The sequence below is a fragment of the Desemzia sp. FAM 23990 genome (assembly GCF_045528485.1).
In the GTDB taxonomy this organism is placed as follows: Bacteria; Bacillota; Bacilli; order Lactobacillales; family Carnobacteriaceae; genus Desemzia.
Window position 1 is genome coordinate 1 of the sequence record NZ_JBGQQW010000012.1, and the last position, 21,363, is coordinate 21,363.

At 38.5% G+C, this 21,363-nt stretch carries 18 protein-coding genes and 1 pseudogene; 9 read left to right on the forward strand and 10 right to left on the reverse strand.

The window, feature by feature from the left end:
- The first annotated feature begins 223 nt into the window (after nt 1–223).
- Nucleotides 224–727, forward strand: a complete 504-nt coding sequence (locus ACEN4I_RS06250; protein WP_407095839.1) for a pyridoxamine 5'-phosphate oxidase family protein — start codon at nt 224–226, stop codon at nt 725–727.
- A 57-nt stretch (nt 728–784) separates the two neighbouring features.
- Here ACEN4I_RS06250 and ACEN4I_RS06255 read toward each other — a convergent pair whose 3' ends face one another.
- From ACEN4I_RS06255 to ACEN4I_RS06265, 3 genes and pseudogenes are all read right to left on the reverse strand, one after another.
- Nucleotides 785–2,167 carry a glycoside hydrolase family 32 protein gene (locus ACEN4I_RS06255; protein WP_407127657.1) on the reverse strand — a complete coding sequence of 461 codons (1,383 nt, stop codon included), beginning with the start codon at nt 2,165–2,167 and terminating at the stop codon, nt 785–787.
- 36 nt (nt 2,168–2,203) lie between these two features.
- Nucleotides 2,204–3,586, reverse strand: a pseudogene (locus tag ACEN4I_RS06260) (sucrose-specific PTS transporter subunit IIBC); the annotation flags it as partial.
- 90 nt (nt 3,587–3,676) lie between these two features.
- Nucleotides 3,677–4,657: a LacI family DNA-binding transcriptional regulator gene (locus tag ACEN4I_RS06265; RefSeq protein WP_407095837.1), complete on the reverse strand. Its 981-nt coding sequence runs from the start codon at nt 4,655–4,657 to the stop codon at nt 3,677–3,679.
- Nucleotides 4,658–4,824: 167 nt separating this feature from the next.
- On the opposite strand from ACEN4I_RS06265, the gene ACEN4I_RS06270 reads away from it, so the two are divergent.
- The 3 genes from ACEN4I_RS06270 to ACEN4I_RS06280 all read left to right on the forward strand — a co-directional run bounded on the left by ACEN4I_RS06270 (nt 4,825) and on the right by ACEN4I_RS06280 (nt 7,616).
- On the forward strand, nt 4,825–5,028 hold the full coding sequence (locus ACEN4I_RS06270) for a YwbE family protein (protein ID WP_407095836.1): 204 nt from the start codon (nt 4,825–4,827) through the stop codon (nt 5,026–5,028).
- 21 nt (nt 5,029–5,049) lie between these two features.
- A complete protein-coding gene (msrA, locus tag ACEN4I_RS06275) occupies nt 5,050–5,700 on the forward strand; it encodes a peptide-methionine (S)-S-oxide reductase MsrA (RefSeq protein WP_407102517.1) in 651 nt (216 codons plus the stop codon).
- Between the two features lie 623 nt (nt 5,701–6,323).
- Nucleotides 6,324–7,616, forward strand: a complete 1,293-nt coding sequence (locus ACEN4I_RS06280; protein ID WP_407102518.1) for a hydroxymethylglutaryl-CoA reductase, degradative — start codon at nt 6,324–6,326, stop codon at nt 7,614–7,616.
- Nucleotides 7,617–7,728: 112 nt separating this feature from the next.
- Here the strand turns inward: ACEN4I_RS06280 and ACEN4I_RS06285 are convergent, their stop codons facing one another.
- Complete coding sequence (locus ACEN4I_RS06285; protein ID WP_407102519.1) at nt 7,729–8,901, reverse strand: hydroxymethylglutaryl-CoA synthase; 1,173 nt, start codon at nt 8,899–8,901, stop codon at nt 7,729–7,731.
- 230 nt (nt 8,902–9,131) lie between these two features.
- Here ACEN4I_RS06285 and ACEN4I_RS06290 point away from each other — a divergent pair, with 230 nt between their 5' ends.
- Nucleotides 9,132–10,322 carry an acetyl-CoA C-acetyltransferase gene (locus ACEN4I_RS06290; protein WP_407102520.1) on the forward strand — a complete coding sequence of 397 codons (1,191 nt, stop codon included), beginning with the start codon at nt 9,132–9,134 and terminating at the stop codon, nt 10,320–10,322.
- A 409-nt stretch (nt 10,323–10,731) separates the two neighbouring features.
- A complete protein-coding gene (locus tag ACEN4I_RS06295) occupies nt 10,732–10,944 on the forward strand; it encodes a DUF378 domain-containing protein (RefSeq protein ID WP_407095831.1) in 213 nt (70 codons plus the stop codon).
- 143 nt (nt 10,945–11,087) lie between these two features.
- Here ACEN4I_RS06295 and groL read toward each other — a convergent pair whose 3' ends face one another.
- A complete protein-coding gene (gene groL, locus ACEN4I_RS06300) occupies nt 11,088–12,710 on the reverse strand; it encodes a chaperonin GroEL (protein ID WP_407102521.1) in 1,623 nt (540 codons plus the stop codon).
- Between the two features lie 54 nt (nt 12,711–12,764).
- Nucleotides 12,765–13,049, reverse strand: a complete 285-nt coding sequence (gene groES / locus ACEN4I_RS06305; RefSeq protein ID WP_407095829.1) for a co-chaperone GroES — start codon at nt 13,047–13,049, stop codon at nt 12,765–12,767.
- Between the two features lie 339 nt (nt 13,050–13,388).
- On the opposite strand from groES, the gene ACEN4I_RS06310 reads away from it, so the two are divergent.
- Complete coding sequence (locus tag ACEN4I_RS06310; protein ID WP_407102522.1) at nt 13,389–14,045, forward strand: CPBP family intramembrane glutamic endopeptidase; 657 nt, start codon at nt 13,389–13,391, stop codon at nt 14,043–14,045.
- Between the two features lie 34 nt (nt 14,046–14,079).
- Nucleotides 14,080–14,283 carry a DUF4305 domain-containing protein gene (locus ACEN4I_RS06315; RefSeq protein ID WP_407102523.1) on the forward strand — a complete coding sequence of 68 codons (204 nt, stop codon included), beginning with the start codon at nt 14,080–14,082 and terminating at the stop codon, nt 14,281–14,283.
- Nucleotides 14,284–14,302: 19 nt separating this feature from the next.
- Here the strand turns inward: ACEN4I_RS06315 and ACEN4I_RS06320 are convergent, their stop codons facing one another.
- A complete protein-coding gene (locus tag ACEN4I_RS06320) occupies nt 14,303–14,974 on the reverse strand; it encodes a redox-sensing transcriptional repressor Rex (protein ID WP_407102524.1) in 672 nt (223 codons plus the stop codon).
- Nucleotides 14,975–15,275: 301 nt separating this feature from the next.
- Here ACEN4I_RS06320 and ACEN4I_RS06325 point away from each other — a divergent pair, with 301 nt between their 5' ends.
- A complete protein-coding gene (locus ACEN4I_RS06325; protein WP_407102525.1) occupies nt 15,276–17,234 on the forward strand; it encodes an ABC-F family ATP-binding cassette domain-containing protein in 1,959 nt (652 codons plus the stop codon).
- A gap of 808 nt (nt 17,235–18,042) precedes the next feature.
- Here the strand turns inward: ACEN4I_RS06325 and ACEN4I_RS06330 are convergent.
- From ACEN4I_RS06330 to tsaD, 3 genes are all read right to left on the reverse strand, one after another.
- Nucleotides 18,043–18,987, reverse strand: coding sequence for a nucleoside hydrolase (locus ACEN4I_RS06330; protein WP_407095824.1), 945 nt, complete (start codon nt 18,985–18,987; stop codon nt 18,043–18,045).
- A 47-nt stretch (nt 18,988–19,034) separates the two neighbouring features.
- On the reverse strand, nt 19,035–20,111 hold the full coding sequence (locus ACEN4I_RS06335) for a BMP family protein (protein WP_407102526.1): 1,077 nt from the start codon (nt 20,109–20,111) through the stop codon (nt 19,035–19,037).
- Nucleotides 20,112–20,345: 234 nt separating this feature from the next.
- On the reverse strand, nt 20,346–21,359 hold the full coding sequence (tsaD, locus tag ACEN4I_RS06340; protein WP_407102527.1) for a tRNA (adenosine(37)-N6)-threonylcarbamoyltransferase complex transferase subunit TsaD: 1,014 nt from the start codon (nt 21,357–21,359) through the stop codon (nt 20,346–20,348).
- Nucleotides 21,360–21,363 lie beyond the last annotated feature (4 nt).

The window sequence follows — 21,363 nt, forward strand, 5'->3', positions numbered from 1 at the left end:
ACGAAGCTGAACAAACAGCTTAAGACTAATTTTAACAAATTTGGTCACATTAATGCAAGCTTTTGCGAAGTAAAAGCTTGCATTAATGTGAGCCTTATTTTTAGGACATTTTAACTTTCGCTTGACACAGAGTGCTATTTTTTTTATAAGCAGCAAACGTATTATTTTAAGATCGATAATCCCTCTGTTATACTAACTGTATTAAACTAGTGAGGTGAAATAGATGTCGGAAAACAATTCTTTACAAAACGAAAAAGCTTTATCCGTATTAAGAGGTATTTTAAAAGATACGGAGATAGTCATGCTTACAACTGTTTCTGCAGAAGGAAATATCGTCTCTCGCCCGATGCAAACTCAAGAACTAGAATTTGACGGTGACTTGTGGTTCATCACGCGCAGAGATACTACAAAATACCAAGAAATTTCTGCAAATCCAAATGTAAACGTTACCGTTGTTGGCGATTCTTATGCTTCTATCAGCGGAACGGCTTCCTTTGTAGAAGATATCGAGCGCAAAAAAGAATTTTGGAATAAAGTCTATGAGAAAATGTTCGATGTCAGTTACGATGATCCTATTTTGGTTTTGATCAAAGTGGAAGCTAATCATGCAGAGTATTGGGATACAGGCGATACTACCAAATCTGTTGCCAACTTCTTTAAAAAAGTTGTTGGAAATAAAGACTCGGTGAAACCGGGAGAAAATGCCAACGAAACCTTAGATCTATAAGAGAAATGTAGAAAACAGACTGAGATAAGCAAATTGTGCTTATCTCAGTCTGTTTTGCTAAACGCTTAATTCATACAATGAAATAGTCCTATTTTCTATCTCATCACCTGTTGATATCACTAATTGACGGCTTTCTTCTTCTATGAAATAACGTAAGGTAAATACTTCTTCCCCGTCATTAATAAACAACTCTATTAAAGAACTTTCTAACAACAAACGGATATTTTTTAATCCTTTTTCTATTTTTACTTCTCGCTCTTCTCGTTCTTTCGTGAGCCAATTAGTGCGACTGACTACAAATCGGTTATTCCCATGATGGTACTGCATCGTTACACCCTTACGAATGTGAAGGCAGAAGTCTTTAGGTGTATTTTCCCAATCGATCAGCAACTCGTTTTGTAATGAAGGCAATTCAATCGTTTGCTGTGCAGCATCATTTATCACTGTTGGGTTTGGCTGTCTCAATTGTTCTAACTCTATTACAGGTTGTTGTTTAAGCGCACCATCCACATAAGTGACTTCCCTTGGGACAGATAACGCGTGCAGCCAGCCATCTTTTCGTGTTGGGACCGCTGCTTCGACTTCCGGGTACATCACTCCGGCCCAACCAAATGAGATTACCCTGCCTGAAACATCCGTAAAACTTTGAGGAGCGTAAAATTCAAAGCCTCTATCCAATTCTTTAAACGCCTTCTTATCTGGCGCAAAAGTTCCATTGGAAGTCAGCTTTCCGGTTAAATAACCCGTTTGATAAATATTTTGGAACTCTTTTCCTTTCGTTTCCAAGCCTTGTGGAGAGAAAATAAAGACATCCTTTTCTGTGAAACGCAATACATCTGGACATTCCCACATGTACCCCAGAGAAAGTTTTTCTTCCACAAATGATCCCTTGAATTCCCAATCCAGCAAATTAGTGGATTGATAAAGAATAGTGTCTCCTGATAGATCCTCTTTTTGTGCTCCTAACACCATCCACCACGTCCCAACTCCGTCTTGCCATACTTTCGGATCTCTGACATGACCTGTGTAACCTCTTGGATGATTGAACAATGGCCCTTTTTTCTCAAATGTGAACCCGTCTTCCGACACAGCTAAACACTGGTAGCTTTCTCGCTTCCCTTCAGCTCCTCGTACATTTCCAGTATAGAACAGATACAATTTGTCCTCAAAGGAGACTGCACTGCCAGAATATACGCCGTCTTTGTCATACCACTCATCCGGCATCAAAGCAGCCTCATGGTAATCCCAATGAATCAAATCTTTTGAAGTGACATGTCCCCAACTTTTGTTTTTGTGAACGGTATCGTGTTGATTCCACTGGAAAAACACATGGTAAATTCCCTTGTATTGAATCAGCCCATTCGGATCATTCAATAACCCTTTTGGTGGAACAATATGGTACTTCAATGAATATTTTTCTGTTTCTGACTTACTCGACAAATCATTTCTTCCTTTCATTGCTTAGTCCTTTGCAACTTCTTTATCTGAAAATCCGAACAGATACGTTAAAGCGAAAGCTACAGCAATTGCAACTGCGTTAACTACAAGGTACCAGATAAATTGTTCGTTTAAATACAACAATGCTCCAGGAATAACCGTAACAGACATCCCTGTTCCTTCTAAGTTCAATAAGTCAGCCAACATTCCGCCAACTCCACCACCGACTAAACCAAATAAGAAAGGTTTAACATAGCGTAAATTCACCCCGAAAATAGCGGGCTCGGTAATTCCTAAGAACGCTGATAAAGTAGAAGGGAAAGCTAAAGCTTTTAATTTTTTGGATTTTGTTTTCATTCCTACCGCTAATGTTGCTCCACCTTGAGCTGCTACACTACATGTGATAATCGCATTATATGGATTCACTCCTGTATTTGCTAAGAGCTGTACTTCCAAGAAATTAAAGATATGGTGTACTCCAGTGACTACAATCAATTGGTTAAGTCCACCAATGACCAATCCAGCAATACCGAATGGCAATTGCAACAACCAAATCGTTGCATCCAATACAACCGTTTCTAATGAGTGGAATACAGGTCCAATAACGAATAATGACAAAATACTCATTACAAGCAACGTTGCAAATGGTGTAATCAATAAATCAAGATATTCCGGTACTCTTTTGCGTACAATACGTTCAAATTTAGCACCCATAAATCCAGCAATAAAGGCTGGCAATACAGTTCCTTGGTACCCAACAACGGGGATGAATCCAAACATGGTGATTGGATCTACTGTTCCAGCAGCTACTTCATAAGCGTTTGGAAGAGCTGGGTTAACCAGCATTAAGCCTAATACAATACCAATAACTGGCGATCCGCCAAAAACTTTAAAGGAAGACCACGCTACTAAAGCTGGTAAAAACGCAAAAGCCGTATCGGTTAAAACTTGAGTATACAATAAAAAGTTCGCACTAATGTCTTCAGGAACTAAACCAAATACAGCTAAAACCTGTTCTTGTGTCAGTAATCCACGCAATCCCATGAACAACCCGGTGGCCACCAATACTGGAATAATCGGCACAAACACATCTCCAAATGTCCGAATAGCTCGTTGGAAACCATTTTTGCCTTCGTTTTTTTGAGCTTTGGTTTCTCCGGAAGTTTGCTCCGAAACACCTAATCCGGTTACTTCTTCGTAAATTTTATTGACTGTCCCAGTACCGAAGATAATCTGGTATTGTCCTGAATTGAAGAAGGCTCCTTTTACTTTCTCGATATCGTCTACTTTATCTTCTTGTATTTTTTCTTTGTCGTTGACGATAACTCTCAATCTCGTTGCACAATGGGTAACAGATTGAATATTTTCTTTTCCACCTAGCGCTTCCACCACATCTTGAGCAATTTCTTTATTCGTTGCCATTTTTATTCCCTCCTATTTTTTGGAACCGGTTCTATTTACGTTCATGATACCGGTTCCAAAAAGAGTTGTCAAGAGATTTCTCTTGATTATTTATTTTGGAACTGTGGATTCCCTTTTGATCAATGTATTCGGAATCAGTACATTCTTTTCTGCTTTTTCTCCATTTATTAAGTGGCAGAGTTGATTTACCGCAGTTTCACCAAGTTCTTTGTACCCGTATTTTACTGTGGTAATAGAAGGCGAAACAATAGATGTCACTTCATATCCTCCAAACCCTGAAAGCGAAAAATCTTTCGGGATCGCTAAATTTAAAGTATGTGCTGCTTTTAACACAGCCATCGCAATATTGTCTGTGGCACATAATACATAAGTAGCTTTGGTTTTTGGCAAGATATCCAAGGCTAATTCATAAGCTTGTTGGAAAGAAAAACTGGTTTCTATTACCTCTGTTTGACTATCCGGCCATTCTCTCAATGCTTCCAGCACTCCATTTGCTCTTAGTTGGCCCACTGCGATATCTTCTTTGAAGACAGAAAAATACAAAAAATCCTTATGTCCTAAGCTGCCTGCAAGTTTTCCCATTGCATATCCAGCTTTATATTCTTCATGCCCTATTGAATGCAACCCTTCCGCTTGCTGCCCTAGCAGCAACACAGGCACGTCTACTTCTTTGATAGCTTTCCGGTGTTCTTCTGTCACTACCGTAGCCATTAGAATAATTCCAGCGACTTTTTGTTTCGCCAATGTATAAATATTTTCAATTTCTCTTTCAACACTTTGATCCGTGTTAGTAATCAGTAATTGATATCCTGTTGCTGTTAATTTTCTATCAATACTGGTGATGACTTCATTTGCAGAATAAGAATCCAATCTGGGGACAATGACTCCAACCATTTTAGTGTGTTTAGCTTTTAAACTTTGAGCAAATGTATTGGGTGAATACCCTGTTTCGTTGACTATTTTTTCTATTTTATCCTTTGTTTTTTGACTCACCGAACCGCCATTCAAATAGCGGGATACTGTACTTTTAGCTACCCCCGCTTTTTTGGCAATATCATTGATGGTTACCATTTCACATCACCTGTTCCTCATTCTGCTGATTGCATACAGCTGCTTCATCGCAATGTTACCATAATTTTTAACGAATAGGTATTTTGAATTCAGCAAAAAAGAAGAACCCGCAGCTTCTTTTCTGTATAATAGGAACTACAAACTAGTTATAAGGGAGCAATTTGAATATGGATGGAAAAAAACGCAGTACTATTAAAATAGGGGCACTGGTCGATATCGTTCTTAAAAAAGATCAACGTACCGGAAAATTGACTCGTGGACATGTCAAACGTCTCTTGACCAACAGTCAAAGTCATCCGCACGGCATCAAAGTCATGCTTCAAGAAGGCGATCAAGTAGGACGTGTACAGCATATTGTGGAAGAGGAATAAAGAAATAGCGAGGTGAGCAAAATGACAGACTTGAATGAGCACGCTTCAGTTCTAGAACAAGCTACTTTTAGTATGGGCTGCTTCTGGGGCCCGGATAGTTTTTTTGGAAGTTTACCTGGAGTGATTCAAACCGAAGTCGGTTACGCTGGCGGAACTAGTAAGGATCCTACTTATCGAAAAATAGGCAATCATTCTGAAACAGTACACCTCACTTTTGACCCTGAAATCATTTCTTATGATCAATTAGTCCATTTGTTTTGGGAAAACCACGACGCTGCTAAAGATCGCTTTTATAAAGAGCGCCAGTATATCTCTATTTTGTTTTATCAAAATGAAACACAGTATAAGACGGCTAAAGAGATTCGTTCCGAATACGAGCAAGCCCAAGGAAAAGAAATCCAAACTGAATTCCAAACTTTCAACCACTTTTATACAGCTGAAAATCACCATCAAAAATACTTTTTAAGGCGCTTTAAAGGAGCCACTGAGGTGATCAAAAATCTTTTCCCAGATGAATCCTCATTTATCCAATCTACTATTGCTGCTCGATTGAACGGATTCGTCCGCGAGCGCGGCAAGTTGCCGGATATTAAAGAGGAAATCACTCACTGGGGTCTTAGTGAAGCTAATACAAAATTGTTATTGGAGACGATCGATAAGATTCGTTGGTAATGTTTTTAATGTGCATTTTAGGTAGCTAAGGATTTTGAAGAGTTATTGTGCTTAAGCAGGTAAAGTAACCTCTCAAAGTGCTTGGCTTTTTTTCGCATCGTTGCACTAGTTAGCAGGGAGAGGTTAATTCATCATTCTAGAAGGATTCCTGCTTTTTTTGTTAGCTAGGCTTTTGCTATCTAACAATTGCTGCTGATTTCTAGTTCTTTTGTAAATTAACCCCGCTCTATTTAATGATAGAATACTGATTCCCAGTTCATTTGTGAGCTAACGCCTCTCTATCTAATAATTGAATCCTATTTCCCAGTTCTATTGTGAACTAACCCCGTTCTATCTAATAATTGAACCCCTATTTCCCGGTCCTTTTATGAGTTAACTCCTCTCTATCTCATAAAAGAAACCTGATTACCGATTATTCTATGAGCTAATCCCCATCTATCTAATAATCCCATCTAATTTATCTGCTCTTTTATTAACTACACCAACACTATCATTTAAACCTATAGCTTTGTCATAACTACCTCATCAATTGACTTGTTTTTTAAACTAATTTTCTTTACTGGTGCTTAGTTTTTTTGAATGTGCTACTATAAATCTATACACATCACTGTTCAAAGGAGATTATGATGGACTACTCGTATTTAAATAAGTTTTATGCTAAAACTAAATCTAGCCGTATCTCTGCTTTAAGACAAGCTGGAGTTTTATCTGCCGAAGAAAAAAGTCAGTTGGAATCAGGGTTGCATTTGTCCAATGACGTAGCGGACAATATGATTGAAAACCAGCTGGCCACTTATGAATTGCCTTACGGAGTTGCTTTAAACTTTTTGATTGATGGCAAAGAATATGTGGTTCCGATGGCAATCGAAGAACCTTCTGTGATTGCCGCTGCCAGTTCAGCTGCGAAAATCGTCAAGCACACTGGTGGTTTTACAACGACTACGACTGATCGGACAATGATCGGTCAGGTGGCTTTGAAGAATCCCCCACACATAACGGAAACTCTTCAATTGCTTGCTGAAAAAGAAGCTGAGATCTTACAGATAGCTAATGAAGCTCACCCTTCTATTGTGAAACGCGGGGGCGGAGCCGTAAAACTAGACATTCGCCATATTAAAGCTGACGAACTAGAATATGCGCCTGAATTTATTGTGCTTCATTTGCATGTTAAAACCTTAGAAGCCATGGGAGCCAATATTATCAATACGATGATGGAAGGCATTATTCCTTACGTAGAGGATTTGGCGCAGAGCCGGGCACTGATGGGGATTCTTTCCAATTATGCGACAGAATGTCTGGCAACTGCTACTTGCCGCATTCCAGTTGAGCAGTTGCAAAAAGGAAAGTTTAGCGGCGAAGAAGTGCGTGACCGCATCATTGACGCTTACCAATTTGCTTATGCGGATCCTTATCGTGCTGTGACGCACAACAAAGGCATTATGAATGGAATTGATGGCGTTATTATTGCTTCCGGGAATGACTGGCGCGCTATTTCTGCTGGTATCCATGCATATGCCTCCAGAAGTGGTCAGTATCGTTCATTGACCAAATGGGAGAAAGCGAAAAATGGCGACTTGTTAGGGAGTTTGACGCTTCCTTTACCCATCGGAACAGTTGGTGGTTCAATCTCATTCCATCCAGCCGCTAAAATGACCAAAACTATTTTGCACTATGAAAATGCAGCTGAATTGGAATCAATCATCGTGTCTGTTGGCTTGGCTCAAAATCTAGCGGCTGTCAAAGCACTCGTCACAGACGGCATTCAAAAAGGACATATGGGATTGCAGTCTCGCTCTTTGGCTATCAGTGCAGGCGCTAAAGGCGAAGAAATCAACTGGTTGTCGCGTAAATTAAAACAAGCTGAAAACATGAATTTAGCCACTGCTGAGAAATTGTTAAAAGAATACCGTCAATAAAAAGAGGAGCTGTCTCTAAATTCAAGTAGGATTAGATGTTTTAGGGTCTGCTTCATAAACTGAATCTCAAAAAAGGCAGCCCCTGTTTATTTTGGGATTGCCTTTTTTGAGATTATCTGCTTTTATTGACATACACTCTCTTATGCTCTTTGATTCCCGCAACACAAATCATTGCTGGGTCTTTTTCGATATCCAGTTGTAGATTTGATCCATCTACTGGCAATGTTTCACTAAAAATCGCTTCATACTTTTCAATCGAAACTTCTTCTCGTTCCGCAAATAAATTCTTATGATCCGCTTCTGCTAAAGCATTTCTGAATTCCGATTGAAGTATTCCAGTAAAGAATTCACCAACTGCTCCAGAACCATAACTAAACAATCCAATTCGATCTCCAGCTTTTAAGCTGACGTCCTGTTCCAGTAACGAAATCAAACTCAAATACAATGAACCTGTATAGATATTTCCAACACTTTTGTTGTACACCGTACTCTTTTGGTAATGGTTCGTTAACCGTTTTTGATCTTCTTCAGTACCTTCATCAAATATTTCCCGCATCGCTTTCATACCCATTTTTGTATAAGGCAAATGGAAACACAGGGCTTCAAAATCCGCTATCGTCATATCTAATTGTGATTTGAATTGTTCCCAGGTGTTTAAAAAGAAAGCAATGTACTGTTCGTTTGAAAATTTGCCGTCTACATAAGCGGTATCCGAATAAGTTGGTCTCCAAAAATCCATGATATCATTTGTCAGATAAGCACTTTGGTCGCCTAAACTTAAAATACGAGGGTCAGCACTAATGACCATTGCTACAGCTCCGGCTCCTTGAGTTACTTCTCCTGAAGTTCTCAAGCCGTATCTAGAAATATCTGAACCTAATACCAATACCTGACTCTCTGGATTCAAAGCAATATGCCCTTTAGCTAACTGGATTCCTGCTGTAGCTCCATAACAGGCTTGTTTGATTTCAATCGAACGAGCGCTGGATTGAATGCCCAGCAAATCATGCACATAAACAGCTCCTGATTTAGAGCTATCGACTCCTGATTCTGTACCAAAAATAACCAAATCGATTTTTTCCAAATTTTCTTTATCTAATATTCTTAAGGCTGCATTTGCAGCTAATGTTACTGAATCTTGAGTAACCGGTGAAACGGCCATTTGTTCCTGTCCGATACCAATCGTGTATTTTGCTGGATCCACTCCTCGAGCTTCTGCCAACTTCTCCATATCAATAAATGTATGAGGTGTATAAAAACCAATTTTATCTATCCCTATATTCAAGTTGATCTCCCCTTTTATTCGTAATCAATTGCTCTCCGAATCTTCTCCATCTTTAACGATAAAACAACTTTCTTGAAAACACAACTGAGACAAATGAAATTTAACAATAACTTATGAAATTGGGCAAAATGATAGTTTTAAGGAAATCTTATAGTGTATTCGGCTCAGTTTATCGTAAAATAGACGTATCAATACTTAATCGTATAAAAATTAGTTGGAGGAGATCAATTATGGAAGAAGTAGTAATTGTCAGTGCAGTCCGTACACCAATCGGGTCTTTAGGAGGTCAATTTAAAGATACTTCAGCTGTTCAACTGGGCACCGTGGCTGCTACAGAAGTCTTACACCGCTCTCATTTGCAGCCGGAAGATGTGGACTCAGTGATTTTTGGTAATGTCTTACAGGCAGGTTTGGGACAAAACCCTGCACGCCAAATCTCTATTCATTCTGGAATTCCCAATACTATCCCTGCTATGACGGTAAATGAAATGTGCGGTTCAGGATTAAAAGCTGTTATTTTAGCCAGCCAAGCTATTCAAGTTGGAGATGCCAAAGTCGTGTTGGCTGGTGGAACAGAAAATATGTCTCAAGCTCCTTATTTATTAAAAAATCAACGTTTTGGCAGCAAATTAGGCGATACCAACTCCGTCGACAGCTTGGTACATGATGGTCTGACAGATGCTTTCAATCAGCAGCATATGGGAATCACAGCTGAAAATGTGGCTGAACGGTATCATGTGAGCCGTAAAGAACAAGACCAATTTGCCTTGGATTCACAAATCAAAACCGCAACAGCTCAAGAAAATGACTGGTTCAAGGATGAGATCGTTCCAGTATCTGTCCAAATAAAACGTGAAACACAACTCATCTCAGACGATGAATATCCTCGCAAAGAAACAACCATAGAAAAATTGCAAAAACTACGTCCGGCTTTTAAAAAAGAGGGAACCGTAACAGCTGGAAATGCTTCAGGCATTAACGACGGTGCAGCCGCAATCTTGCTGATGGCTAAAACTGAAGCTGAAAAACGAAACATCCCTTATTTAGCAACGATCAAAGGGTATTCAGAAGTGGGAACCGATCCTGAAATCATGGGTTATGCACCATATACTGCTGTTCAAAAAGTATTTGAAAAAACGAATTTCACAAAAGAAGACATCGATTTATATGAATTCAATGAAGCTTTTGCTTCCCAAAGCATTGCTTTGGTGCGCGATTTAGAACTTCCTACTGAGAAAGTCAATATCCATGGCGGTGCTATCGCATTAGGACACCCAATCGGCGCCTCGGGCTCACGCATTTTAGTCACTCTTTTAAATGCGATGAAACAAAACAACAAAAAGCGCGGCCTAGCCACACTATGCGTAGGAGGCGGAATAGGCATCGCAATGATTATTGAGAGCGCGGAACAAGGCGTTTAGCCTATCGAATATAAAGGTTCTACAATATTTGACGTTGGTAAGTAAAAAAAACTTAATTCTAAACCTTTTAGAAGCTCATTCCTAGAAATTTATGGAGGACTATGGGGTTGGTTGTAGCCATGAAAAAGGAAGCAATGGGAATTACTTAGCGTTAGGCTTTAGCCGTTACGCTAAGTTTGAAGCTTGCAAGCCTTGAGATGTGGCTTTCAGCTCAAGGCGTTCCCATGGCTTTCCATAAGCAACACCATAGGCCGGAGGAAATTTCTTTACCAACGCTAGAAGATGAAGAGCCAATATAAAACACCTTTAACTGTTAGATATTCTTCTAATCAATTCATTGGACAATCAACAGTATCCCTGTTATTTTTAGAGTGATTTAAAAGTCATACTAAACAGGGAGGGATACCGGATGAAAACTCTAGACAGTATTGCTTTAGCTTTATTGATCGTTGGTGGTTTGAATTGGTTGTTGGTTGGACTTTTTGAATTTGACTTAGTAGCTACTTTATTTGGCGGACAAGACACTCTCTTATCTAAAATTGTGTATATCATCGTTGGTCTATGTGCTTTATACTGCTTGAAATTTTTTGGATTACTATCCAGAGATAACCATAAACACTAAAATTCTCGTATATTCTAACATTGGTAAAGAAATGAATTTTTACTTACCAACGTTAAATAGTGGAGAACTGAAAATAATCGAAAAAAACAAGGGAGTGAGGCTTTTGCCTCACTCCCTTGTTCAATAATCTTAAAATAACTTTCTTACATCATACCGCCCATGCTTGGGTCCATTCCTGGAGCTGCTGGTGCTGCTGGTTCTGGATGATCTGCTACTACGGCTTCAGTCGTTAACAATAATGCCGCTACACTTGCAGCATTTTGTAGAGCTGAACGAGTCACTTTAGTTGGGTCTGTAATTCCAGCCTCAATCATGTTTACCCATTCGTCTGTTGCCGCATTGTATCCAACACCTGGTTCAGCAGTTTTCATTTTTTCAACAATTACTGAACCTTCCATTCCTGCATTTGCAGCGATTTGGCGAATTGGCTCTTCTAACGCACGAACAACGATTTTCACACCTGTTGCAACGTCGCCTACAGCTTCAATTTCAGCAACTTTGCTTTGAACGTTGATATAAGCAGTCCCACCACCAGCGATGATTCCTTCTTCAACAGCTGCACGTGCTGCATTCAAAGCATCTTCAATACGTAATTTACGTTCTCTTAATTCAGTTTCTGTTGCAGCACCCACACGAATAACGGCAACTCCACCAGCTAATTTTGCAATACGTTCTTGTAATTTTTCTTTGTCAAATTCAGAAGTTGTTTCTTCTGCTTGAGCTCTCAATAATGCTACACGTTGGCTGATCGTATCTGTTGAACCAGCGCCTTCTACAATAGTTGTCGCATCTTTAGTAACAGCCACTTTACTTGCATGTCCTAATTGTTCTACTGTAGTATCTTTCAATTCAAGACCTAGGTCTTCTGTGATTACAGTACCACCAGTTAAAATAGCAATGTCTTCTAACATCGCTTTACGACGATCCCCAAATCCAGGAGCTTTAACAGCTGCAACATTGAAGGTACCGCGTAATTTGTTCAAGACTAATGTAGGCAATGCTTCGCCATCAATATCTTCAGCAATAATCAACAACGGACGACCTTGTTGCAAGATTTGTTCCAATAATGGAAGAATATCTTGAATGTTTGAGATTTTTTTATCGGTAATCAAAATGTATGGATTTTCTAAGTTAGCTTCCATTTTATCGTTATCTGTAACCATGTATTGTGACAAGTATCCACGATCAAATTGCATACCTTCTACAACATCTAGTTCAGTTTCGATTCCTTTAGATTCTTCGATCGTGATAACACCATCGTTGCCCACTTTTTCCATAGCGTCTGCTAATAAAGCACCGATTTCTGGATCTCCTGAAGAGATAGAAGCGATTTGTGAAATGGATTCTTTTGTTTCCACTTTACGAGAAACAGCTAATAATTCCTTAACAGCTACTTTAGTGGCTAATTCAATTCCAGCTCGAATCCCTACCGGGTTTGCGCCTGCAGTAACGTTTTTCATTCCTTCGCGAACAATCGCTTGGGTTAAAACAGTGGCAGTAGTTGTACCATCACCAGCTGTATCATTGGTTTTTGAAGCTACTTCAGAAACTAATTGAGCTCCCATGTTTTCAAAGCGGTCTTCTAATTCGATTTCTTTTGCGATCGTCACTCCATCATTAGTGATTAATGGCGAACCGTAAGATTTGTCTAAAACTACATTTCTTCCTTTGGGTCCAAGTGTTACTTTAACAGTATCTGCTAATTTATCTACTCCACGTAATAATGCAGCACGTGCGTCTTCAGAAAATTTAATATCTTTAGTCATTTTCTTTCACCTCATCAGATTGATTTTTATTCGTGTACATGTCTTTATTTACGTTTAGTCTACGATTGCGATGATATCGCTCTCTTTGATCACTAAATATTCAGTACCATCATACTTCACTTCAGAACCAGCGTATTTTTCGAAAAATACTGTATTTCCAACGACAACTGAAAGCTCAGCTTTTGTTCCGTTATCGAGTATACGCCCAGCACCAACAGCAACTACTTCACCAGTTTGTGGTTTTTCTTTTGCTGTACCAGCCAAAACGATACCACTTGCTGTTGTTTCTTCTTCTTTTGTGACTTTAATGATGACACGATCTCCTAAAGGTCTTAACACGTAAATCCCTCCAATTATAGTTTTTCTTTGTTAGCACTCACTCTAAAAGAGTGCTAAATCACTTCTTCATCATATCAAACTGTAAAAATTTTGCAAGTATTTTTTACTCTTGAAAAAGAAAAAGAGTGCCCTTTTATTTAAGAAAGAAATACTTCAAGAAGAAAGCAAAAATTGCTTTAGTGGTATGAGACTTATGTTATACTGTTTATTGAACATCTTTTTTTAAAACTGTTTTACGTCCAAATGCAGTACCATTACAAAGGTGCATTGCTCACTTTATATAGTCTTGTTCTTTTTTAGTGCAACTGTAAATAATTACTTAAAGAAGGTTTTAAACACATGAAGAATTTAATTAAGTCTCCATATGCAAAAATCATTCTCATCTATATTATAGCTCAATTTTTCCCAGTGATAGTGTTGTTTTTTGTACCAGCTAAAGCTGTAGCAGACGCCAGCATTTATGGTACTATCGCCGGTTTCGTGATTGGAGCTATCCTAATGTTTATCGTTAATCATCGGTCTACATTTGATAATAGTCTAGAGAAAACGCCCAGCAATTCTAAAAAATCGATTATTTTTTGGGGAGTAGGAGGAATGTTTTTAGCTTTTGTTGGTCAATACTTAGCTGTATTTATCGAAACATTCTTGCTCAATACACCTTTAGGGTCACAAAACACTGCAGAGCTCGTTTTCACTGTGAATAAATACCCTATTTTCTTGATTCTAGTAGCTATCTTTGGTCCTATTATGGAAGAGTTTGTATTTAGGAAAGCTATCTTTGGTTATCTTTATGACATTACTGGAGGAATCGGTGCTGCTGTGATCAGTTCATTGATATTTGCCTTTATTCACTTTGATGGTCATTACTTGCTTTATTCGATTATGGGATTTGTTTTCTGCTATTTGTACTGGAAAACAAAATCGATTGCTGCTCCAATTATTGCTCACGCTTTAATGAATGCTACCGTTACAGTAGCTAACTTATGGCTATACTAATAGTGTTTATAGTAGAAAGGAACTTTTAACGTTCATGAAAAAAAGAGATTTTATTATTCAAATTGTTTTCAATTATGTTCTTGCAGCTATTTTTATCTGGTTTGCAACTGACTACGTTGGTGAATTTGGTTGGGGATTCTTCTCTATCATTTTTGTATTGTTTGCCACACGAGATGTGGTAAGAGCTACGAAGATTTTACAAATCTATCTCAAACTAAAAAAAGGCAACAAACCGTAAATAGGTTTGTTGCTTTTTTTTAATCTAATAGCAATAAAGTATCATCACTGTCTGAGTCTGCTTTATAGTGATCGATAAAATAGATAAGAGTCTGCAATTCATTCGCTAAATCCACGTTTTGTACTCGAACTTCTTCTGGTACGGAAATACGAATCGGTGTAAAGTTCAGTATTCCTTTAACGCCAGCTTCAACGAGATTATTTGCAGCATCTTGAGCTGCTGAAGTAGGCACAGTCAGCATAACTACATCGATTTGTTGCATTTTCAACTGTTGTACCATGTCTTCCATTGGATAAACCGGTACTCCAGATTGAATCGTTCCTACAATATCCTTGTTGATATCAAAGGCAGCACTGATGCGCATGTTGTTCCCTTGATGGAAATTGTAATTTAATAAAGCATGTCCTAAGTTACCCACACCAATTAATGCCACGTTCGTTAGTCGGTCTTGTTTCAATGTTTTACTGAAAAAATGCATCAGCGTTTCAACATCGTAACCATAACCTCTTTTTCCTAGAGCCCCGAAATATGAAAAATCGCGTCGAATCGTAGCGCTATCTACTTTCACAGCTTCACTTAATTCAGTTGATGACACACGTTCTTTTCCATCTTCATGCAAATACCGTAAATATCTATAATAAATCGGTAATCTCTTTGCCGTTGCTTTAGGTATTGTATTAGTTGAACTCATCGTTCACTTCACTCACTTTCTTTTATTCAAAATTCACAATATTCGTTAACAAATGATTTGTTTCACAAATTGTCGAGTTTCACATAATAAGATTATAACATCTTCTTATTAAATTGCCAGCTTTTTTAAACGGTCATTTCCTTTTTTTTTTACACTTATTTTCCTATCCATACAAAATTCACAAAGAATATTGTGAACCGGCTTTCTTTTTGTTAGTACTGCCTTCCAGACACTCTCCCACTTAAAGACAGAATATGCTAAACTAAGTGAAAGAGCAGAGATAAGAAATGAGGACAACAAAATGATTCTATTACAAGCTCAACACGTCGCACGTTATTTTGGTGCAGATGTGTTGTTTGAGAATATTTATTTAGAAGTACAAGAAAATTCACGTATTGCCCTTGTGGGACGAAACGGTGCCGGCAAATCAACTCTGTTAAAAATCATCGCAGATATTGAACCTCCGGATGCTGGACAGATTTCAAAAGGAAAACAAGTGACTATCGGCTACTTAGCACAAAATACTGGCCTTGATTCTACTCAATCCATTTGGGATGAAATGTTGGAAGTTTTTCAATATGTGATCCAATTAGAAAAGAAAATGCGTCATACCGAAGAAATGTTAGGGGATCCTTCTTTATTAGCCGACGAGGAACTCTATCATGAAACCTTAAAACAGTATGATCAAATGCAGCACGATTTTCGAGAGCAAAATGGTTATGGTTATGAAGCAGAGATCCGCTCTGTTTTACATGGTTTCCGCTTTTTTGAAGAGGATTATGCTAAATCCATCAATCAACTCTCAGGTGGCCAAAAAACGCGTTTAGCTTTAGCGAAATTATTGCTGCAAAAAAAAGACTTATTGATTTTAGATGAGCCTACCAATCATTTGGATATCGAAACATTAAACTGGTTAGAGAACTACCTGCAAACTTATACTGGTGCGTTGCTGATCGTTTCTCATGACCGTTATTTCTTAGATAAAGTAGTTAACGAAGTCTATGACTTAAGCCGTCAAAAAATGCACCATTATAAAGGAAATTATAGTAAATATTTAGACTTGAAAGCGGCACAACTTGAAAAAGAATGGAAAGAATTTGAGAAACAGCAAAAAGAAATTGCCAAGTTAGAAGATTTTGTAAACCGCAACTTAGTCCGCGCTTCTACTACCAAACGTGCTCAGAGCCGTCGGAAACAATTGGAAAAAATAGACCGTTTAGATAAACCTCAAGGTGAAGAAAAATCAGCTACATTCAGTTTCCACCCTGCCAAAGAAAGCGGAAATGTCGTAATGTCATTACAAAACGGAGCTATCGGATATGACCAAACGATTTTATCTGAACCGATCAATATGGATATCCGAAAATACGATGCTATAGCTTTAGTCGGACCAAACGGTGTGGGAAAATCCACGCTGCTGAAATCCTTACTCGAAGAACTCCCTCTTATGAAAGGTGAAAAGCGATACGGAACAAATGTGGAAGTTGGCTATTACGATCAAGAACAAGCTGAATTGCATTCTTCTAAATCTGTATTGGCCGAACTTTGGGATGAACACCCTACTACTCCCGAAAAAGACATCCGATCTATTTTAGGCAGCTTTTTATTTTCTGGAGAAGATGTTGAAAAAGCCGTCACTTCTTTAAGCGGTGGAGAAAAAGCTCGTTTGGCATTAGCCAAATTGTCTATGAATCAAGACAACTTCTTAATTCTGGATGAACCTACAAACCATTTAGACATAGATAGTAAAGAAGTACTTGAAAATGCGTTGATTGATTTCGACGGCACACTGCTTTTTGTTTCTCATGACCGCTATTTCATCAATCGGATTGCGTCTAAAGTAATTGAACTATCTGCAGAAGGAAGCACAGCTTACTTAGGCGATTATGATTACTATCTAGAAAAAAAAGCTGAGCAAGAAGAATTGAAACGACTTGCAGATGAAGAAGCACAGGGAACGGAAAACAGTTCTGGGAAAGATTCCGCTTCTACCGCCCCTTCAAAAAAACGTGAAATCAATAAAGAAAATCAAAAATTGGTTCGACAGCTGACCCGTCGAATAGAAGCCATTGAACAGGAAACTTCTGAATTGGAGCCTAGTATCGAAAATTTAGAAACTGAATTGACCAAACCAGAAGTCTATGAAGATCATTTAAAAGTCCAAGAAATCAATGATAAACTTCAACTGTTGAATGAACAGTATGAAACACTCATGGAAGAATGGGAAGAAACGACGTTAGCTCTTGAAGAACTAATCTAAGAAGTCCTTTAAATAAGAAGCTCGGGTTGGCTTGGTGCCCTAATAGTTAGAGTTCTTATTATACAGCTGATTGGCTGGTTTGAGTTCGGTTGAATACCGGACTCAAACCAGCCAATCTTACTTTTTATGTTCAATCTCAATTCTTCATCAAGGCGGTTTTACTCTTGATGTTCAATCTCAATTCTTTATCAAGGCGGTTTTAACCTTGATGTTCAATCTCAATTCCTCATCAAGGCGGTTTTAACCTTGATGTTCAAGCCTCTTTCTTCATCAAGACGGTTTTACTCTTGATGTTCAATCTCAATTCTTCATCAAGGCGGTTTTAACCTTGATGTTCAAGCCTCTTTCTTCATCAAGACGGTTTTACTCTTGATGTTCAATCTCAATTCTTCATCAAGGCGGTTTTAACCTTGATGTTCAAACCTCTTTCTTCATCAAGACGATTTTACTCTTGATGTTCAATCTCAATTCTTCATCAAGACGGTTTTACTCTTGATGTTCAATCTCAATTCTTCATCAAGACGGTTTTACTCTTGATGTTCAATCTCAATTCTTCATCAAGACGGTTTTACTCTTGATGTTCAATCTCAATTCTTCATCAAGGCGGTTTTAACCTTGATGTTCAAGCCTCTTTCTTCATCAAGACAACTTCAACCTTGATGTTCAAGCCTCTTTCTTCATCAAGACAACTTTAACCTTGATGTTCAAACTCACTTCAAAATACACCCTTTACTCCGCCACAGAAAAAGCAACCCCCACAAAAAATTAGATTTCACTCTAACTTGGAGGTCGCTGCTTCTTTTTCTATCTAAATAGCTTTTAAAACATCTAATAAACTGGCTTTAAATTTGTCTCTATCTACTTCTTCACACACACGCACATTCGGTGTTTTGCCGGTAAAGTTTGAGACATCCACTAAATCGTAGCCTCTGGTCAGCTCACCATGTACTTCAATATCTACATAATACATATCAGAGCCTGTCATGATACTTTCATCTGCAGCTATAGCAACGAGTAATGTATCAGGGTGAGTAATCCCGTCTAACTTATGAATTTCTTGATCATAACGTATAACTGCACTATTTACATCCATGTAAAATTTAGATCCTGCTGTTCCTAGCGCTTGAATCTCCGTTTGGTCCTCTTTTTTCATTACGGAATGTTTTTTACACATATCCCAGCCCACCATAGTGATAGGAACACCAGAATGCATGACAATTCTGGCAGCTTCTGGATCTACATAGAAATTATACTCTGCTGCTGCCGTAATATTTCCTAACGTATTGTTTAAACCTCCCATAATATAAAGATGAGGGATGTCTTTAACAATTGTAGGATCTTTTTTGATGGCCATCGCAATATTGGTTAGAGGAGCAATCGCCAATAAAGAGATCTCGCCGGGGTTTGCTTTGACTGTATCAATAATGAAATCAACAGCGTGTTCTTTTTCAGGACGTTGTTCGGTTTTTTCAAAATAAGAATCGCCCATGCCATATTTCCCATGAATATCCTCAATCGTAATATGCTTCTCTACTCCAACTGCCATAATGGGTCTTTCATAGCCTTTGTATACCGGCACATGGTAGTCAGATTTTGCCATTTGAACTGTGTAAAGCGCATTTTCTACTTCTTGTTCAAAGTCGACATTCCCTCCAGCCACCGTTACTCCTTCAACTTTAAAGTAGTGCAGCGCTGTTAGAATAGCTATTGTATCGTCTCCAGCTGTATCTGTATCAATAATGACTCTTTTCATCGTTTCCTCCTGCAAATGTCTTCAAATTTGTACCCGTTCGCATGCCTTTATTCTGGCGCAGTCACTTCATCAGGATTTGTCGGTACAACAATGTCCCCATTGATAATTTGCTCTTTGAATTCTTCAACAGCTGTCCAGACCTCTTCGCTCAAATTGCCTCGTGTCATATAGATAGCCTCTTCTTTCAGTCCTAATTGAGTGATTTTACCTCCTGGGAAATTGCCTTCCATTGTATCATGCGCAACTGATTTGATAGCTGTTCCTAAACCTTTAATGGAAGACGTTAATGTTAAATTACCGCCTCCATAGTTCCCTTCTTCTGTTTGATCACGATCACTACCGATGACCCAAATTTGCTCATCCGGGTTGGCATTCATACGATCTCTTGCTTCAGAAAAGACACCATTACCAGCATCTCCTGCTCCTTGGTAAATCACATCGATTCCGTTAGAATACATTCCTGCGGCAATTTGTCTGGCTTTTGATGTATCTGCAAAAGAGCCGACATACTCTACTTGAACTTCAACACTTGGATCCGCTGCCTGAACTCCTGCTAAAAAGCCGGCTTCAAATCGATCTAAAACTTCACTTTCTTGTCCAGCTACAAATCCGATTTTCCCTGTTTCAGTTGATAGTGCAGCAGAAACTCCTGCTAGGAATGCATTTTCTTGATCTTTAAAAAGAACTGAAGCTACATTATCAAGTCCTTCTATACTATCATCGGTAATCACAAATTGCTGCTCAGGATTGCCTGCAGCAATTTCTTTAATAGAATCTTTTAATTTAAATCCAACACCAAAAATGATATCAAAGTCATTCATGATGGCTTGATTTAAGTTGGGTATGTATTCTGAATCTTCATTAGAAGCAATGTACGCATAGTTCTCACCTTCAAGACCATTTGTTTCTTCCCCCCACTCAATCATACCTTCCCATGCAGATTGGTTAAAGGAACCATCATCAACTCCACCACTGTCAGTTACCATCACAATGGAATAATCGCTCGTTTCTATAGATTCTGTGCTGCCGTTATCTGTTGCTTCTGTTTCGTTTCCACAAGCTGCAAGCATTAATCCCGAAACTAATCCGAATGACATTATTCCTGTTACTTTTCTTTTATTCACACTCTTTACCCCCAAAGTTTTTTGTTTCGTATGATCTTTCATGAACACATCTTACAACAAAAAAATAAGCAAAGATTTAAAAACTTTACATTTCTAATCGTATTATAATTTATAGTTCGTGTTTTAAACTTAAAATAAAATAAAAAGTCCTTTTTATTAATATAAATACAAAGAATCCGAAAGTTAGAATAACAAACATTTCTAACTTCCGGATGATTTATTTTTTATTGAGAATCAGCCTAACAATAGACCAGGTTTTGCATTCAACTCGTATCCTGCAAATTGATGTTTAGTCAGTTCCACAAATCCCGCAGCCCCTATCATAGCGGCATTATCTCCACATAGAGAGAGTGGCGGAATAACCAACTCTACTTCAGGAAGTTCTTCTTTCATAGCTTTCATAAGAGCTTCTCTCAAACCTTTATTAGCTGCTACACCGCCTGCTAAAAGAAGCTGTTTGACACGATATTCTTTAGCAGCTCGCAGAGTTTTTGTGACCAATACTTCGACCACACTAGCTTGGAAGCTAGCCGCTAAATCATTGTTATTCAATTCTTCCCCTTTTTGTTGAGCGTTATGCACTTTATTGATAAAAGCACTTTTCAGTCCGCTGAAACTAAAATCATAATTATCTTCTTTGATCATAGCTCTTGGAAAATTGTAAACGTCTTGGCCTTCATGGGCCATTTGATCGATAGCTTTCCCACCCGGATACGGCAGTCCTAGAACACGGCCGATTTTGTCATACGCTTCTCCGGCTGCGTCATCTCGGGTTTCGCCTACAATTTCGTAAGAACCGTCTTCAGCCATATAAACCAATTCAGTATGCCCACCGCTTACTACAAGCGCCATTAGTGGGAATCTCATAGTGTGCACAAATTTATTGGCATAGATGTGACCGGCCATATGATTGACAGCGATTAAAGGTAATTTGTGTGCGTAAGCAATTGCTTTGGCAGCATTTACTCCGATCAATAAAGCACCAACTAAACCAGGTCCTTCAGTGACGGCTACTCCAGCTAGATCTTCATAGGTAACGTCAGCTTCTTCCATCGCTTCTTCAATGATCTGTGTAATCTGTTCTACATGGTGCCGGCTGGCAATCTCTGGAACAACTCCTCCAAAACGCATATGACTTTTTATTTGGGAAGCTACGATATTGGATAAAACAGTATCTCCATTTTCTACAACCGATGCGCTTGTTTCATCACAACTCGATTCAATAGCAAGAATCAATTTCTTTTCCATTTTA

What these genes read in the sequence shown, in the direction of transcription:
- ACEN4I_RS06250 (WP_407095839.1), top strand. Translation starts at nt 224, where the DNA reads ATGTCGGAAAACAATTCTTTACAAAACGAAAAAGCTTTATCCGTATTA.
- ACEN4I_RS06265 (WP_407095837.1), bottom strand. Translation starts at nt 4,657, where the DNA reads ATGGTAACCATCAATGATATTGCCAAAAAAGCGGGGGTAGCTAAAAGT.
- ACEN4I_RS06270 (WP_407095836.1), top strand. Translation starts at nt 4,825, where the DNA reads ATGGATGGAAAAAAACGCAGTACTATTAAAATAGGGGCACTGGTCGAT.
- msrA (WP_407102517.1), top strand. Translation starts at nt 5,050, where the DNA reads ATGACAGACTTGAATGAGCACGCTTCAGTTCTAGAACAAGCTACTTTT.
- ACEN4I_RS06280 (WP_407102518.1), top strand. Translation starts at nt 6,324, where the DNA reads ATGATGGACTACTCGTATTTAAATAAGTTTTATGCTAAAACTAAATCT.
- ACEN4I_RS06290 (WP_407102520.1), top strand. Translation starts at nt 9,132, where the DNA reads ATGGAAGAAGTAGTAATTGTCAGTGCAGTCCGTACACCAATCGGGTCT.
- ACEN4I_RS06295 (WP_407095831.1), top strand. Translation starts at nt 10,732, where the DNA reads ATGAAAACTCTAGACAGTATTGCTTTAGCTTTATTGATCGTTGGTGGT.
- groL (WP_407102521.1), bottom strand. Translation starts at nt 12,710, where the DNA reads ATGACTAAAGATATTAAATTTTCTGAAGACGCACGTGCTGCATTATTA.
- ACEN4I_RS06310 (WP_407102522.1), top strand. Translation starts at nt 13,389, where the DNA reads ATGAAGAATTTAATTAAGTCTCCATATGCAAAAATCATTCTCATCTAT.
- ACEN4I_RS06315 (WP_407102523.1), top strand. Translation starts at nt 14,080, where the DNA reads ATGAAAAAAAGAGATTTTATTATTCAAATTGTTTTCAATTATGTTCTT.
- ACEN4I_RS06320 (WP_407102524.1), bottom strand. Translation starts at nt 14,974, where the DNA reads ATGAGTTCAACTAATACAATACCTAAAGCAACGGCAAAGAGATTACCG.
- ACEN4I_RS06325 (WP_407102525.1), top strand. Translation starts at nt 15,276, where the DNA reads ATGATTCTATTACAAGCTCAACACGTCGCACGTTATTTTGGTGCAGAT.
- ACEN4I_RS06330 (WP_407095824.1), bottom strand. Translation starts at nt 18,987, where the DNA reads ATGAAAAGAGTCATTATTGATACAGATACAGCTGGAGACGATACAATA.
- tsaD (WP_407102527.1), bottom strand. Translation starts at nt 21,359, where the DNA reads ATGGAAAAGAAATTGATTCTTGCTATTGAATCGAGTTGTGATGAAACA.